The following is a 15889-nucleotide window of genomic DNA, read 5'->3' as shown; positions in this document are numbered from 1 at the left end:
CCCTCGCCTCATATCTTTCCAGTATACGAGGTATCGTTCCCATAAGAATGGCGTTCCGATAAATCCTTGTTTGGGCTCGTAGTAATAGAAAAATTCCCGCTTCCGCAACACGATATGCCAGCAGAAGCGGGAATCTCTCTAGGGTGTGAGAACTACTTTGAATACGACTTGTTTGGGTTATCGCCCCGTGAGCTGCCAGGCGTCCTCCGAGCCCTCATCGCTCTCTTCCACCGCATATTCGGCAGATTCTGCGGGGTTCACCGATTGCGCGTACGGGTCTTCAAAAGTTTCCTCAACGGGTTCGGGCACCTCTTCACCCCGGATGCGTGCCAAGGTATTCTGTAGATCGTCCGGGCGCACCAGCACATCGCGCGCCTTCGAACCCTCGGAAGGACCAACTATGCCTTGAGACTCCAGCAGGTCCATAATGCGCCCCGCCTTCGCAAAGCCCATGCGGAGTTTACGCTGAAGCATTGAGGTAGAACCAAACTGCGTGGTAATCACGATTTCAGCCGCCTGGAGCAGGTCATCAAGGTCATCGCCGATTTCCTCATCAATCTGCTTCTTCGCGGCAGAAACCATAACGTCTTCACGGTAAATTGTCGGAGCCTGCTGCTTCACGTGCTCAACAACCGCGTGAATCTCGGATTCAGAGACCCACGCACCCTGCACACGCATCGGCTTCGAGGCACCCATTGGCAGGAAGAGCGCATCGCCCTGACCGATCAGTTTTTCAGCGCCTGGTTGATCCAGCACCACACGCGAATCCGTGACCGATGACGTCGCAAACGCCATACGCGAAGGAACGTTCGCCTTAATCAGACCGGTCACCACGTCAACCGAAGGACGCTGAGTTGCAAGCACCAGGTGAATACCAGCTGCACGCGCCAACTGCGTAATACGAACAATCGCCTCTTCAACGTCACGCGGGGCAACCATCATCAAATCGGCAAGCTCGTCCACGATAACCAACAGGTACGGGTACTCGTGAATTTTTCGTTTACTCCCCGGCTCAGGCTGAATCTTGCCCTCGCGTACGGCCTTGTTGAAATCGTCCACATGCTTAAACCCGTAATGCGCCAGGTCGTCATAGCGTGCATCCATCTCACGTACTACCCATTGAAGCGCCTCCGCTGCCTTCTTCGGGTTAGTAATAATAGGCGTAATCAGGTGCGGAATTCCCTCATAGGCAGTAAGCTCCACGCGTTTGGGGTCCACCATCACCAAACGCACCTGATCAGGTGTAGAACGCATAAGAATCGAGGTGATCATCGAGTTCACGAACGAAGACTTACCGGCACCGGTTGCACCCGCAACCAACATATGCGGCATTTTCGCCAGGTTCGCAAGCACAAAACCACCCTCGACATCTTTGCCCACGCCCATAACCATCGGATGCGGGTTCGAGTGAGCCTGCGGGGACCGTAAGACATCACCCAGAGATACCGTCTCGCGGTCGGTATTTGGGATCTCAATACCGATCGCCGATTTACCGGGGATAGGCGATAGGATACGCACATCCGGGCTGGCGACCGCATAGGCGATATTCTTACTCAGCGCGGTCACACGTTCAACCTTCGTACCGGCACCCAGCTCGATCTCGTAGCGGGTCACGGTCGGACCGCGCGAGAATCCGGTGACAACCGCATCAACCTTAAACTGCTCTAAAACATTGGTCAGTGCCTCGACCACGTGTTCATTCACTTCGGATGATTCCTTAGCAGGGGGACCTGCCACCAGCATCTGCTCTGCGGGCAGGTTATAAGTGCCCTGCGAAGACTCGACGGATTGTTCGGGGCGGGCCTGCTCGGTATGCGCGGTGCGCGTGTTGTTTTGCAGGGGTCGTGACGCCCCCGTACCGGCAGCCGCTGCTCCGCTGACCGTAGCTTGCGGCTTCGTCTGGGGCATGCGGGATGCACCACTACTTTGCTGCGGTTTAGCTGATGTACCTTGCTGCACTGCTTCCGGCTGTGACTGTTGAGGAGGCTGCATCTGAGGGCTTGCTATCTGCTTTGTCGCAACATTCTGCTCGGATGCAGCGGGCACAACCGACTGCGCCGATGTGTCATCAAATGCCTCTACATCAAAGAGCGCATCCGGTGCTACACGACCGTGTTCAACGGCGGCACGCTGCGCCTGAGCCAGGCGTGCCGAGGGCGCATCCGAAGCCTCATGATCGAACACGGTGTTCTCGGTGCGGCGTTTGGGCAGGCGGCTCAACCTACCCTGAGACGACGCCGAAGAATGCGGTGCGGGTGCATCCGCAGAGGTTGCGGAAAACTCTTCATGAGTATTAACCACAGGGCTGGCGAATGCCTCATCGCCAACGTATTCATCCAGTCCCTGATCGGCCTGTTGGGAACGACCGAATCCGAACCACCGCTTAATTGACCCGAAGATACCGCCGCGAGATGTACGGCGTTCTTCCTCATCACCATAAAGATAGCTGCGATCATGTTCCGAGGCACTCAAATCGACGGTCTGAGTCGCTGCCGTGGAATCCGCATCATAGCCGTCCTGCGGGTATGCGATGGTCGGATCGTCATCGGTGGATGCAACCGGCTTTTCACCCAAGGCCACGCGAATGAGATGTGTAAGCCGCGGAATAACCTGACGCACCGGAGTAGCCGTCAATACCATAAGCCCCATGACGAAGAGAACCAGAATAACGAGCCACTGCACAAATGCTATGCGCTGCATGAGAGGCCCAAGAAGTGCACCAATGGCGCCACCCCCGGCCCAGACAACCTCAAAACCGCCCGAAAAACTGGGGTATCCGGCATTCATCGCGAAGAAAAGCGACGCTGCAATAAGGATAAGCAGCAGACCGAGCGAGACTCGATTGGTGCGGCGAACATCATCCGGCGTACGGAAAACGCACCATGCCAAGATAAAGCTCAGAATCGGTACCAAGATAGCACCCTGACCGAAAACGCCGCCCAGCATGGTGTGCCATGCCGAAATTGGGGCATGAATAATGGCCGGTGCAGACATGACGCGCCAGCTATACCATTCGACCCCCGCCGTAATAACGCCGAAAAGCAGAATGAAGAGCGCTCCGCCGTCTCGGCGTGCCTGTGGATCTAAATCTGTGCGATGCACCCCAAGAGCACGCACAGCACCGCCCACCGTGTGGGCGATGCCTAACCACACTTTCGCAATAGCATTTGCTACAGGGTTGGTTTCGGGGGTATTCGCGCGCTTAGACGTGCCTCGGGAGCCGCGTGCCGAGGTTTTCTTGGCTGATCCGGTTTTGCTTTTACGCCCTTGATTACTCCGTGAAGCCATATTTACTAGGTTAGCAACCTTCCATGTGCTTGGGGCTAGATGCCGTCATTCTCTCGCGACCGATGCAATCGGGGCAAGAACGTGATACGCATCCATAGTATTCATATGCTACCGTACACGGGAACGGGACCGACCGCTCAAGTAGCTATCGGCCCCGTTTGTCGTGTATTGTGCGGGGTGCGTTCGCACAGAGCGTGCCCGCACCGCCTTTCGCCGTGGGCTATGCGCTCACTACACCGTCGGCTTAGGCTCCTCATCCGTTTTAGTCTCAACGACCACCGGGACGATCATGGGCTTACGGCGCAGGCGGCGGGAGATCCATGCACCAATGGTACGACGCACAATCTGCTGAAGCTGCTGTACCGTATGTACCTTCTCGGGCGCACGGTGAAGCGCATCCTCAAGGGCGGCGGTAATTTTGGGGGTGATCTCGTCGAAGACCGAATCGTCTTCGGCGATACCGCGGGCATGAATATCTGGCCCGGTTACCACACGTTTGGTAGCACGATCGATCACCGTCACGATAGAGACGAATCCTTCTTCGCCCAGAACGCGGCGGGCCTTAAGATCGTCCTCAGTCACCGAACCGACAGAACGTCCATCCACGTACAAGTATTCGCAGGGAACTTCGCCAACGATCTTCGCTACGCCATCTTTGAGATCCACAACGGTACCGGATTCGCACAGGAGCACGCCTTCTTCGGGAACACCTGTCTCTTTCGCCAGTTCCCCGTTAGCAATCAGGTGACGAACCTCGCCGTGAACAGGCATGACGTTCTTCGGTTCCAGAATGTTGTAGCAGTACAGCAGCTCTCCCGCCGCCGCGTGACCGGAAACGTGAACCTTTGCGTTGCCCTTATGCACAACAGTCACGCCAAGTTTCATCAGGGCATTAATGATGCGGTACACGCTGGTTTCGTTACCCGGAATTAGCGAAGAAGCCAACACGACGGTGTCGCCCGGTTCAAGCTGAACCTTGTGATCGCCATTAGCCATACGCGACAGAGCTGCCATCGGCTCGCCTTGCGAACCGGTACACATGAGTACAAGCTCATCGGGGCGGTATTCATCGACCTTCTTCAAATCTACAAGAACGCCCTCAGGTACCTTGAGGTAACCCAGTTTCTCAGCGATGGTCATGTTGCGCACCATGGAGCGTCCGACCAGCACAACTTTGCGCCCGCGCTCGACTGCGGCATCGAGCACCTGCTGCACGCGGTGAACGTGTGAGGAGAACGAGGCCACGATAATACGACCGGGCGCATCGCGGAATACGCTCGATATAACAGGTCCGATATTTTTTTCGGTGGGTGTAAACCCGGGAACCTCTGCGTTTGTGGAGTCAGGCAGGAATAGATCCACACCTTCGTCGCCCAGACGCGAGAAGTGACGCAGGTCGGTGATGCGCCCATCCAGTGGAAGCTGATCCATCTTAAAGTCGCCGGTGTGTAGCACAGTTCCTGCAGCGGTTCGGATAAATACGGCGAGTGCATCCGGAATAGAGTGGTTAACCGCGATGAACTCGCATTCAAAAGGACCAAATTTTTCGATCTGGTGTTCCTTTACGGTGAGCGTATAAGGCTTGATGCGATGCTCGGCAAGCTTCGCTTCTACCAGCGCGAGAGTGAGTTCGGAACCGATGAGGGGAATATCGGGACGTTTCTTAAGCAGATAAGGTACCGCCCCAATGTGGTCTTCGTGCCCGTGAGTGAGAACCATGGCGACTACATCATCCAGGCGATCGACCACATAGCTGAAGTCGGGCAGGATTAGGTCTACACCGGGCTGGGACTCTTCAGGGAAGAGCACACCGCAGTCTACAATCAGCAGTTTGCCGTTGATTTCGTAGACGGTCATATTTCGACCGACTTCACCCAGACCACCGAGAGGCACCACGCGCAGGGTGTCTTTCTGCAGTTTGGGAGGCGCCGGCAGATCATTTTCAAAAACGCTCATGCGTATCTCCTTATTTTCTATGATTCTATTTTTCGTGTCGTCTAAGGGCGCACCCACTGTGAGTATCAAACTCCGAAGCGTATCGGGCTGCTTCGCGGGTGCTGCTCATGCGGCTTGAGGGGCTGAGAGTCCGTTCGCCAAAGGTCGTGGACGCATCTCGCCTCTAGAGGAGGGGGTCCACGCCTTCACGTTCCGCTTCTGCACGGAAAGCGGACCCGCGTGATCTTCTCGCTACATACGAGTCACGCTGGGTCCGCCCGAAACTAGCCGCAGAAAGTCTTATGCGTTTTTAAGAGTCTGCGCGATAGTGGAGGAAAGCAGATCCGCTCGGATAGCCTCCGCCACCTCGGGTTCGGAAAGTACATGGGGCAGGCGTACAACAGGTGTGCCAAGAACGCCTTGCCAAGCCAGGATTTCTTTGGCAGCAACGGCGCCAGGGGCTCGTCCCATGGTGGCGTTCACAATGGGCACGAGCTGCAGGTTAATGCGCTGCGCACTCACAAGATCCTGCGCTACAACGGCATCGATAAGCTCACGGAAGAGCATGGGTGCCACATGCGCGGTAACTGAAACTAAGCCTACGGCTCCTACTGCCATCCAAGGCAGAGTCAAACCATCATCACCACTGTAGTAATGCAAATCTGTGGTTGCCATAACGTCGGTTGCGGCGCCAAAGTCAGCCTTCGCATCCTTAACAGCAACAATATTATCAAGTTCTGCCAGCCGACGGTAGGTGTCGGGGGCAATCGGGATGCTGGCACGCCCCGGAATATCGTAGAGCATGATGGGTGTACTGGTGGCTTTTGCTACGGTGCTAAAATGCGCGTAAACGCCATGCTGAGTGGGCTTGTTATAGTAGGGAGTCACTACAAGCAAACCGTCAACACCAACCTTTTCAGCGCGACGGGCAAGCTCAATGGTGTGCGCGGTGTCGTTCGAGCCCACGCCAGCAACAATAGAGGCACGGTCTCCTACAGCTTCTTTGACGATGGCGAAAACTCGCTCGTTCTCATCATCGGTCATGGTCGAGTATTCTCCTGTGGTGCCACAGACAATCAACCCGTCATGACCATTGTCAATGAGGTATTCCGCCAGGTGTGCAACCTGTTTTTCATCCACAGATCCGTCTTGAGCGAAGGGCGTTACCATCGCCGTGAGCAGACGCCCAAAGGGCGGGTTTACAAAAGTACCGGGGTTCATCACGTTCTCAGCCATACACCCCAGAGTACTATCTTAAGCTATTCTTACGCTACATTAATTTTGCTTTTGTCCCGAAAATTTTCACTTTTTTGTGGAGTTCTGCATTCTTGAGCTCAAAACGCAACTTCAAGCACTCCTCATGAACACCCATGGACTCCCCTAACAGCCGCGCTATTTCAGGTCGGTCACACCACGGCCGCGGCGCAGAGAAATCGCATTTCGCATAGCGGCGCGGGCACGTTTACGTTCACCGCAGACATCGTACATGCACGAGAGATTAAACCAGGCTTCCCAGCTGTCCGGATTTGCTTCGAGAACATCGGCAAATTTTTCAAGTTCTACTGAAGCAGCCTCACGATCAACCCTTCCGGAAGGACTTCGCGGCAGCGTATCTTCGGGAAGTTTACCCTGGGCATCAAGCTCCTGAGCCATCCGCTGTATACGCGCACCAAATATCACCTCGCGCACAAGCGCCCACGCACCCACTGCGGGCAAAAGTAATAGTCCCGCCCCGAGCAGAATACCTAGGATATTCCCCGACGCAATGAGCACGACCCCACGCTGTGCCGTAAACAGCAGATACAGCCCCAAGAGCGCCACTGTGAGCGCCGCAAAGATTTTACCTTTACCGCCCGCATCCACCAGCATAAATACTCCGCTAAAAATCAGCACGCCCAGTATTGACGCACGAATACCCAGCGGCAGAGGCAGCAGAAGCACGGTACAGACTAATAAGAGACAGGCAATCGCAACCCATAATCTCAGCGAGGTCAGCCACGCACCGCGCCGCGAAGACTTTACCGTTTCTTGTTCTGAGGTCATTGGAGTCGGTATCCGCACGATCTACAGATCCATATACTTATCGAGTCCAACACTCAACCCCGGATGCGCCGCAACCTGCCGCACACCTAAGAGCACACCGGGCATGAAGGATGCGCGGTCGAAAGAATCGTGGCGGATTGTCAAAAGCTGTCCGGGGTCGCCCAGCAGAATTTCCTGATGCGCAACCATGCCGCGAAGCCGCACCGCATGCACGTTAATACCCTCAACTTTGCCGCCGCGAGAGCCCAGAGGATCACTCTCGGTAGCATCCGGGCTGATCCCACGTCCCGCTTCTTCTCGCGCAGCCGCAACCCGGCGTGCTGTGTGAGCGGCTGTTCCCGAGGGGGCATCGACCTTATTGGGGTGGTGAATCTCGATAATCTCAACCGATTCAAAATACGGCGCTGCCTTAGCGGCAAATTCCGTCGCCAAAATGGAGCCCAACGCAAAATTCGGTGCAATCAGCACACCCACCTGCGGGTACTCATCAAGAAGCTCACGCAAGGATTCCACACGTTCTTCAGTCCAGCCGGTAGTACCCACAACAGCATGCACTCCATGCTCTACGGCAAAACGGACGTTCGTCTCGGTAGCGGTCGGCACAGTCAGATCAACCATAATCTCAGCATTGGTTTCAACGAGCTTTTCAAGAGAGTCTTCACGTCCTAAAGCGGCAACTAATTCAAGATCGGGGGCATCGGTAATAGCCTTGACCGCTTCCGACCCCATACGCCCCGATGCGCCAAGAACCGCCACCCGCCGTATTTTAGTCTGCGTTGCTTCTACCATTCTGTTGCCTCCAAAACTTACGAATAGCCCAGTTATCTCTACCCTATTATCGCATGTGGTGTACAGCACGAATCGAGACACTATGTTGCTTATGTACTACGCCCCATCAACGCTCAAGCACCAGCACAACACCCTTATAGATACCAAAATATCTGGTAACCGCGTTTCTTAAATTTCACAAAACTTCCCGATGGCTCCAAACGTCTCTATCTAACAAATAAACTTTTATACTAGTAAACAGTATTTTTCTTCACTCTTTCATCGCCCCGGAGTAACAACACATCATGAAGCAACTTTTTCCGTCCGCGGTCAGCCCCCATGAGGCTAACCGCTCTTTTATGTTGCCCGGGCTCGACGGCCTGCGAGCCATCGCCGTACTCTTGGTAATTGTGTATCATCTCTGGCCTACTTCGGTGCCGGGCGGTATGATCGGGGTCGATATTTTCTTCGTCATCTCGGGATATTTGATTACCGCCCTCTTACTCCGTGAAGGGGCGATAACTGGACGTATTAACCTGTTCCTTTTCTGGAAGCGCCGCGCTCGCAGGCTCCTCCCTGCGATTGCGCTACTCATTTTAGTAACCGGACCCATCGCACTAGCAATAGGCGGCGATATACAGGTCAATCTGGGCAGACAGCTTACTGGCGCAGGCACATTCTCATCTAACTGGCTCTCTATTTTCAGCGGTAACGACTATTTTGCTCAGACTTCTCCCGAACTTTTCACGAACTTTTGGTCGCTTGCCGTTGAAGAGCAGTTCTACCTGTTCTGGCCTCTTCTCCTGGTAGCGGCGGGTGTTATCCTCGGCAGACGGTGGAGACGATTCAGCCTCATTATCTTTATAGCTATCATTGCATCCTTAACAAGCGGCACGGTTATGTTGGCGTTTGGAGCGCCCATCAGCCGTATTTATTACGGTACCGATACCCATGTTTACGGTCTGCTTCTAGGTGTTTTACTAGCTTTTTCGATCCCGTGGTCGCTCTATCCACCTCGTGATAAACACGTTATATATCGAGTGGCGCAACCCTTTGGAGCGGTGACTTTCCTGCGTGTAATTCTCAGCTGGCTCTGCTTGGTTGCTCTCATTTCGCTTGCTCTTCTTATGCCTGAGAAGGCGCCGGGCACTATCCCCTGGGGGCTCCTCGGCGCTTCGCTGCTGACTCTTGGAGTTATTCAAGGAATCCTGCCGGATATGCTCGCCGGGGCATCGTCTCTATTACGTTCGGTGTTATCTTTCGGTCCCCTCACCTGGATTGGGCAGCGATCCTACGGACTTTACCTCTGGCACTGGCCGCTTGCCGTTATGGCGCATTATCTTCTGGGTGTGGATCGTTCACCGCTGTGGAACGTTGTCGTTCTGCTGGTTACCGTCATTATTGCTGAGCTTTCTTATCGTTACCTTGAAACTCCAGTACGGCGATATGGTTTCCGTAGCTCGTTCGCACAATTTTTTGGAAGCATTCGTTACGGCAGGTATCGTGCTCTACCCATTATTGCTTTAGCCCTTGTGATGGGCGCAGGCTCAGCGACTGCCGTCGCGGTACGAACTGCTCCTGATCAAACTAGTGCACAACGCGCCGTTGAAGAAGGCAAAAAGCGCGCCCAGGAACGTTTAAAAGCGCGTGAGGAACAACGAGCACATGCGAGCGCCTCGCCAACAGCAAGTGCGGCAGCAGCGACCCCTAGCTCTGCAGCCCCGGCGGTGCCGTATGAATATCCGCAGGTGAATTCTGCTGATGTAACCGTGATCGGCGATTCTGTAGTGCTTTCTGCAGAGCCCGATATTTATGATGCGATGCCGGACGCCACGATCGATGCGGCGGAGGGACGCACCATTGTTCAGGCGTTGCCCATGGTTAAATCCTGGTCATCGCAGGGAAAAATTGGGAAAGTTTTAGTACTCTCGGTAACCGCTAACTCGACGCTGATGCCCGGTCAGCTTGAAGAGGTTTTGCGGGCGCTTCCGGCAGACACGAAGTTGGTGCTCGCAACGGGGTACGGTCCGCGAACCCTCACCTGGATTGATTCTTCAAATAATCTGATTCGTGAGTTTGCGCAGAAAAATTCTTCCCGCGTCTATATTGCAGACTGGAACGGTGCAATAACGCAGGCGGTGCGGAGCGATCCAAGCCTGATGACTTCGGACGGTGTGCATCCGGAGGTTAAGGGGCAGATGCTCTACGCCCGTATTCTGACGGAGGCGGTTGCTCGGGCACAAAGTTAGGAGGAAATCGTACGTGTAGTGTATTGGTGGCGTTTTTTAAACCTTTTGAATCCACACGCTTCAAACTACGGGTCAAGAAAAACAAACCGTTTTGATACTGGCAGGTTGGAGGAAGGAGTTTTGAAAGTAATTAAACCTTTCAAGAACTTCACGTACCTGGAGTAGCATCATGTGTACGTCTGCATGACCTGCTAAATCTATTCCACATCGTCAAGACGTCTTTGGGATCCAGCTTTGCTTGCTTAGTACATTAGTACAACAAAGTAATACTCCCCTGCATATCAGCAAAAGCCTTCCTATCGGCAGGTTTCCACGAATTGCAGCGAAACAAAATGCTGTTTTCACAGCGCTCAACTAGCATTCCGCTATCACCGGTGAAAGACTCTAGTTGCTTTACATCCGTAAGTCCCCGAGGACCAGCTAAATACTCGTTGTACACAAGGATTGATGATTCTTGAGTGGCACCATGAATAGGTATTCGGGCGTAATTCTCGTCGCCCTGTGTCGGGTTCACATCACCATGAACCAACCTGATTCTCTCCGATAGCTTTCCGTCTGGATGGGTAAACTTACAGCCATAGGCATTTAATCGTAAAGCTACCTCTCCAGCCTGATGCGGTGACGTGAACCGTATTTCCAGTTCCTTCGGGACATCCGTGATATCAATCGCTCCGAAAATCTGCAGCCCCTCCCACTCAAAATAGAACTCCTTGATGGTTGGGCTACGGCGCATCATCTCACTAAAGTCTGGCATGTGTCTTCCCTCCTGCTACCTGAAGGCGTTAGCTGAGATCTATGTCAAAATTCCTTTTGATCGCAAACTTCAACTCATCCATCACATCATCAACCGTTTCCTCCCGCCGAATAGATGACCTTATTGATCCAAGAAAGAACTGCAGACCATCAATATACCCTTTTGAGGTTTCATAATTAGGGCGAGCTATCAATGGTCGATTGTACGCACCTGACTTCTTTGAGGTTTTCGATGCCACCCAATCCACATCATCCCGATACTTTTGCAAGAATACACACAGGCAGAAAGCAAAATCATTGGCCAAGCTGAAAAAAGTACCAGAAATATCATCCATCTCTGGCCCAGTCCTATCCATAGATTCCCTCCCCAACCGCAACAGCTGTTCTAAATCACTGAGAGTGGGAAATTCTTTGCCGCTCGTGGAGCCTAGATACTCTGCAACATACGCGATCCTTGGCCCTTGATCCTCTTTGAACATTTTAACGACCTGCCGCAGCTGGGCTCTAGTCATTACGTCGAACGGCATCGGCTTATGACGCGGCGTAAACCAATCGTAAGCTTGATCAAAATCTTCAAAGTTCATCATGAGTTATAGGTTTTCTCTCTGACATGCTGAAAATACACCAGCGGTGATGTTAGTTGTCTCTTAGACGGTGATGTCGCTAAAAATCTCTCAGAAAGTTCTCTACCGCTAAGAGCCTTGACGAGCTACCCGCAGGGCATCAAGCATCAGGTGATCCGTATCGGTCTCCTGTGAGAAGGAGTACTCGTAGAGCAGATAATCCAGGCTTTTATCCTCCGTAAGAGCGTCTTGAGCATACGATAAAGAGGCGGCAAACCGGGCACGGTAGAAAAGCGGTTGTACAATATCGTACGGTTTATCGGCGTCGAGCTCCTCAAGGTACATCTCGTCCATGCTCTCTGCCCACTGCTGGAGACGTTCGGCGTGGGAGAATATTTCTTGCTCACGCACTATACGCACAATATCCTCAGCCACTTCAAGCGCTGAAAGGTGCTGCTGTTTCCAGTCAAGCCACGCCAATGCTAAAAGGCTGATAAGTTTCTCACGTTGTGATGCATCTAGACCGCAGATTTGCTGTAGTTCTTCGGTATAGTCGGGAGGGACAACGATAGTGAACATAGCGGGGTTCCTTTCGCGAATTCTCCCAACCTTAGCACAAGGATAAAGTGAAACAGGGAGGAATCTCCTCATGAGAAACTCGTGAAAGCTGTACACGATAATCTCTACCATAAAAGCACCGCCCCTATACCCAATATCAAAGGGATTCTATGGAGTCACAGCAGGAAACATCACACGATATATTAGAGTCTCTTCTTCAAGAGTTTGTAGAGCGTGAAGAAGACTTTAGTTTCTACATAAGTCTCTGTCTTCGTCTGCTTGCGCGGTCTCCACAGCACGGTTGGGATGTTAAGGCTTTTATGCGGGGGTTAGAGCCCGAAGATATGGCAGCTCCACGCGATCCTGCCGAGCTCCGAACAAACCCAAAGTTTCTGGAGAGCGAATGGATCATGGGCAAATATTCTATCCTTCTAGAAGCTTTCGACGAGGCGGTAACTTCCCATCACATATCTACTGCCGCTCCAAGAGATACGACCCTGGCAGGATACGATCTTCGCATCCTGTGGAAAATCGTCAATGCCCACTACAGCTCGTATTTTGAGCCAGACCCGCGCAGGCGTGTTAGCTGTGCGATTGAGGGGCTTGTGGGAAAAGATTATTCGGTTGAAGACCTCACACGTGATCTTCAAGATTACCTTGATCGGCATGCGTGTCTGCTTAAACTACCAGACCTCTGCCGCGAGCTGGCGGATCAGGGTAAAGATCTGGCAGTCTTCGCGGACCTTGGTATACGTCTTCTTGAATCCGTCACCTGGCCCGTGGATGATCTGCGTTCCTTCCTTCAGGAAATAGGCTCGGAGGATGTGGTGAATCCAGTCGGTATTCCCAAGCTTGACTGGCACGAGCTGTTTCGCACGTCTGACGATGAGATTTTTGCCGACAGTGAGCGGCTCATGCAGAAGTACAGCATTCTCGCGGATACGCTTGGTGAATTGAGCAGTCCCGCATACTCTCAAGTTGATCTTGCTGCCCGCGTCGCCCACGCCCAGTACGAGCTGTTCTTCGAGTGTGAAGGGCAAACGCGCCTCCTGAAGGCTCTGCGGATTCTTTTATCGGAGGATTACACGGCCGATATGCTTTGCACTGATGCAGAGGCATATCTAGCAGATCGGTAAAAAGTTAAGGTCAGCACGATTAGGCTGCCAGAAATTCCAGGAGGTCTTGAACGAAAAGCTCCGGCTCCTCCAGAGCCGCAAAGTGTCCGCCGCGCTCAGGATGTGTAAACCTAACAACATTGAAAAACCGTTCCGCATATTCGCGTGGAGGATTACTGATATCGTGCGGGAAAATCGCGAATGCGGTTGGCACCTCTACCCTACCCTGCTGTATATTCCCGGTGCCCAAAGCCTCCCGATATATCCTTGCGGCAGAGTGCCCGGTATTCGTTATCCAGTACAGCATCGTATTTGCGATAATAATATCCCATGAAATCCCGTTTTCGCTCCACGACTGCATTTTCTCCGCCATAAAAGCAGCCAAAAATACTGGTGAATCGGCAAAACCGTAAGAAACAGTCAAAGGTTTTGTGGAAAGCAGCATATAGTAACCGCCTTCAACCTGCGACCAACGCGCAACCCGGTTCAAATAATCTTGTTCTGCATCCGAAAGCGTGCTCCTATCGAGAGAATACTGGTTTGAAAACGGGACATCGGTCAAGTGCAGTTTCAGGATACTCTGCGGATAACGCAGCGCCATCTGCTGACCAATCGAGGCTCCCCAATCACCGCCGTGTACCATATAGTGTTCATAACCCAACTGTTCCATCAACGTATGGAGCCGCTCGGCAATATCTGCGACAGTATGTTTTTCCAGCTGTTCCGAGAAAGCGAATCCGGGAAGCGAGGGAACAACAACGTTATACTCCGCCTCAACAAGAGGATGAATCACCGGAATATACCGTAAGAAAGAATCGGGCCAGCCGTGAATCAGCAGAACTGTACCAAGATTTTGTGGACTTTGCTCATGAAGAGCGTGCAGCTCTTTGCCCTGTATTGTATAGATGCCATGACGATACGAGTTCAATATTTTCTGTTGCGCCGCCCAGTTATACTCGGTAAGCCAATAGTCCACGAGATTTTTCATAAACTCGACCGAGATTCCTGCGCTACTTTCCTGTTCATCTAGAACAACAGGAAAACGTGCACCCCGCAAACGGACCTTCAGGTCTTCAAGTACTTCGTGCGATACGTCAATATATAGGTCTCGCATAAGCTTCTTTCCTCCCCCAGCCTTCTCTCTATGAATACTCCTTACCGCATTACATGCCACCATATAACAAATCCCGCAGGGACACAGACGTTTTCGTCATCAGACACGAGAACGTCTACGCGCTGCGGGGTTTTCGGGAATAATAAAGGGTGTTAGCGCACAATCGTAGTGATCATCTGCTGCTCCCCCAGATACCTGGCAAGGTCGTGCACATCGTCAAGGGTAACCGCACGAATTTTTTCCAATAGCTCATCGGTGCTCGTGAATTTCCCTGAGTCCAGCTCGGCACGCCCCAGTCGGGACATCCGAGAACCCGAGTCCTCACTGCCCAAAACAGTTGAACCGGCCAGCTGCCCACGTACTTTACTGAGCTCTTCCTCAGTAATTCCTGCGGACACCAACTTATCAAACTCATACTGCAAGAGTTCACACACCTGCTCGGTTTTAGCGGGCAAGCACCCTGCGTACATGCCGAAATACCCCGCATCGGAGTAGGCGCCCGAGAACGCAAACGTACTGTACGCCAGCCCGCGTTTTTCACGAATCTCTTGGAAAAGCCGCGAAGACATGCCCGACCCAAAAGCACTCGACAGCACACTCATCGCGTAGCGGCGCTCATCCCCAGCGATAATACTCGGGCACCCCATCACAATATTGGTCTGTTCAAAGCCCTTCTGCACCTCGTGCAGTTTGGAAAACGGGACAATACCGCTCTCAGTACGCACACGGCGCGGTACCGGAACCACACCCTCAAGAAGGTTCCAGCCGTAGCGGGTGAGCGCATCCAACACAAGGTTTACGATGTGCGAGTGCTCCAGCGACCCAGCCGCCGAGATGACGAGGCGATCCGGCGTGTAATACTTTTTGTAATGTTCCCACACAGCATCCCGCGGAACCTGCATAATCTCCTGCGGAGTACCACCAATCGGGCGACCCAGCGGGTTCTGGCCCATAAGCTGTTCTACAAAATTCTCGAAGGCAACGTCCGTAGGATCATCCTGGTCCATGGCAATCTCTTCCAGAATCACCCCGCGCTCCTGCTCCAGATGCTCTGGATCGAGCAAAGCGTTACTCACCATATCAGCCAGAACATCAACCGCCATCGGGGTATCATCGTCAAGTACACGCGCATAATAGCAGGTATGTTCCTTCGCAGTGAGGGCGTTTGATTCGCCTCCCACCGCGTCGAATGCCTGGGCAATATCAAAAGCAGTTCGAGACGGAGTTCCTTTAAAGAGCAGGTGCTCCAAAAAGTGGGTAGACCCCAACATACCGGGTGCTTCATCCCGGGAGCCGACCCCCACCCAGAATCCGAGGGAAACGCCGCGGGTGCCAGGCATCCGCTCCGTTATCACCCGAACACCACCGGGCAAAATCGATCGGCGAACTTCATTACCATTTACGCCCTCGTAAACCAGGCGACCGCGTTCATAGTCGAGCTCAGCGGTAATCTCATCGCGCGCAACGGGAAGAGAAATAGGCATTAGTGAATAATCCTTAGCA

Annotated in this window: 12 protein-coding genes; 2 read left to right on the top strand and 10 right to left on the bottom strand. The window is 53.1% G+C overall.

What is annotated here, in order from left to right:
- Positions 1-177: 177 nt before the first annotated feature.
- The 5 genes from HMPREF0733_RS07460 to dapB all read right to left on the bottom strand — a co-directional run bounded on the left by HMPREF0733_RS07460 (position 178) and on the right by dapB (position 8055).
- Positions 178-3288, bottom strand: a complete 3111-nt coding sequence (locus HMPREF0733_RS07460; RefSeq protein WP_013398756.1) for a DNA translocase FtsK — start codon at positions 3286-3288, stop codon at positions 178-180.
- Between the two features lie 231 nt (positions 3289-3519).
- Positions 3520-5244 carry a ribonuclease J gene (locus HMPREF0733_RS07455; protein ID WP_013398755.1) on the bottom strand — a complete coding sequence of 575 codons (1725 nt, stop codon included), beginning with the start codon at positions 5242-5244 and terminating at the stop codon, positions 3520-3522.
- 279 nt (positions 5245-5523) lie between these two features.
- Complete coding sequence (dapA, locus tag HMPREF0733_RS07450; RefSeq protein ID WP_013398754.1) at positions 5524-6459, bottom strand: 4-hydroxy-tetrahydrodipicolinate synthase; 936 nt, start codon at positions 6457-6459, stop codon at positions 5524-5526.
- 156 nt (positions 6460-6615) lie between these two features.
- Positions 6616-7266 carry a tetratricopeptide repeat protein gene (locus tag HMPREF0733_RS07445; RefSeq protein ID WP_013398753.1) on the bottom strand — a complete coding sequence of 217 codons (651 nt, stop codon included), beginning with the start codon at positions 7264-7266 and terminating at the stop codon, positions 6616-6618.
- 21 nt (positions 7267-7287) lie between these two features.
- The gene (gene dapB, locus HMPREF0733_RS07440; protein ID WP_013398752.1) at positions 7288-8055 is read right to left on the bottom strand and encodes a 4-hydroxy-tetrahydrodipicolinate reductase; all 768 of its coding nucleotides are present in this window, start codon (positions 8053-8055) and stop codon (positions 7288-7290) included.
- Between the two features lie 284 nt (positions 8056-8339).
- On the opposite strand from dapB, the gene HMPREF0733_RS07435 reads away from it, so the two are divergent.
- Positions 8340-10283 carry an acyltransferase family protein gene (locus HMPREF0733_RS07435; RefSeq protein ID WP_013398751.1) on the top strand — a complete coding sequence of 648 codons (1944 nt, stop codon included), beginning with the start codon at positions 8340-8342 and terminating at the stop codon, positions 10281-10283.
- Positions 10284-10533: 250 nt separating this feature from the next.
- Here HMPREF0733_RS07435 and HMPREF0733_RS07430 read toward each other — a convergent pair whose 3' ends face one another.
- The 3 genes from HMPREF0733_RS07430 to HMPREF0733_RS07420 form a co-directional block, all read right to left on the bottom strand.
- A complete protein-coding gene (locus tag HMPREF0733_RS07430; protein WP_013398749.1) occupies positions 10534-11037 on the bottom strand; it encodes a hypothetical protein in 504 nt (167 codons plus the stop codon).
- 28 nt (positions 11038-11065) lie between these two features.
- Positions 11066-11623, bottom strand: a complete 558-nt coding sequence (locus HMPREF0733_RS07425; RefSeq protein WP_013398748.1) for a hypothetical protein — start codon at positions 11621-11623, stop codon at positions 11066-11068.
- 105 nt (positions 11624-11728) lie between these two features.
- Positions 11729-12178 (bottom strand): hypothetical protein, encoded by a 450-nt coding sequence (locus HMPREF0733_RS07420; RefSeq protein WP_239652982.1) that lies wholly within the window; start codon positions 12176-12178, stop codon positions 11729-11731.
- Between the two features lie 149 nt (positions 12179-12327).
- On the opposite strand from HMPREF0733_RS07420, the gene HMPREF0733_RS07415 reads away from it, so the two are divergent.
- Positions 12328-13293, top strand: a complete 966-nt coding sequence (locus HMPREF0733_RS07415; RefSeq protein WP_013398746.1) for a hypothetical protein — start codon at positions 12328-12330, stop codon at positions 13291-13293.
- A gap of 19 nt (positions 13294-13312) precedes the next feature.
- On the opposite strand, the gene HMPREF0733_RS07410 is transcribed toward HMPREF0733_RS07415, so the two are convergent.
- Positions 13313-14386: an epoxide hydrolase family protein gene (locus tag HMPREF0733_RS07410; protein WP_041321719.1), complete on the bottom strand. Its 1074-nt coding sequence runs from the start codon at positions 14384-14386 to the stop codon at positions 13313-13315.
- A 152-nt stretch (positions 14387-14538) separates the two neighbouring features.
- Positions 14539-15870: a M16 family metallopeptidase gene (locus HMPREF0733_RS07405; RefSeq protein WP_013398744.1), complete on the bottom strand. Its 1332-nt coding sequence runs from the start codon at positions 15868-15870 to the stop codon at positions 14539-14541.
- Positions 15871-15889 lie beyond the last annotated feature (19 nt).

Origin of the sequence: Rothia dentocariosa ATCC 17931, from assembly GCF_000164695.2 — a bacterium.
Lineage (GTDB): Bacteria > Actinomycetota > Actinomycetes > Actinomycetales > Micrococcaceae > Rothia > Rothia dentocariosa.
Note: the sequence above shows the minus strand (reverse complement) of the source record. Positions and strands in the feature narration are given on the sequence as shown.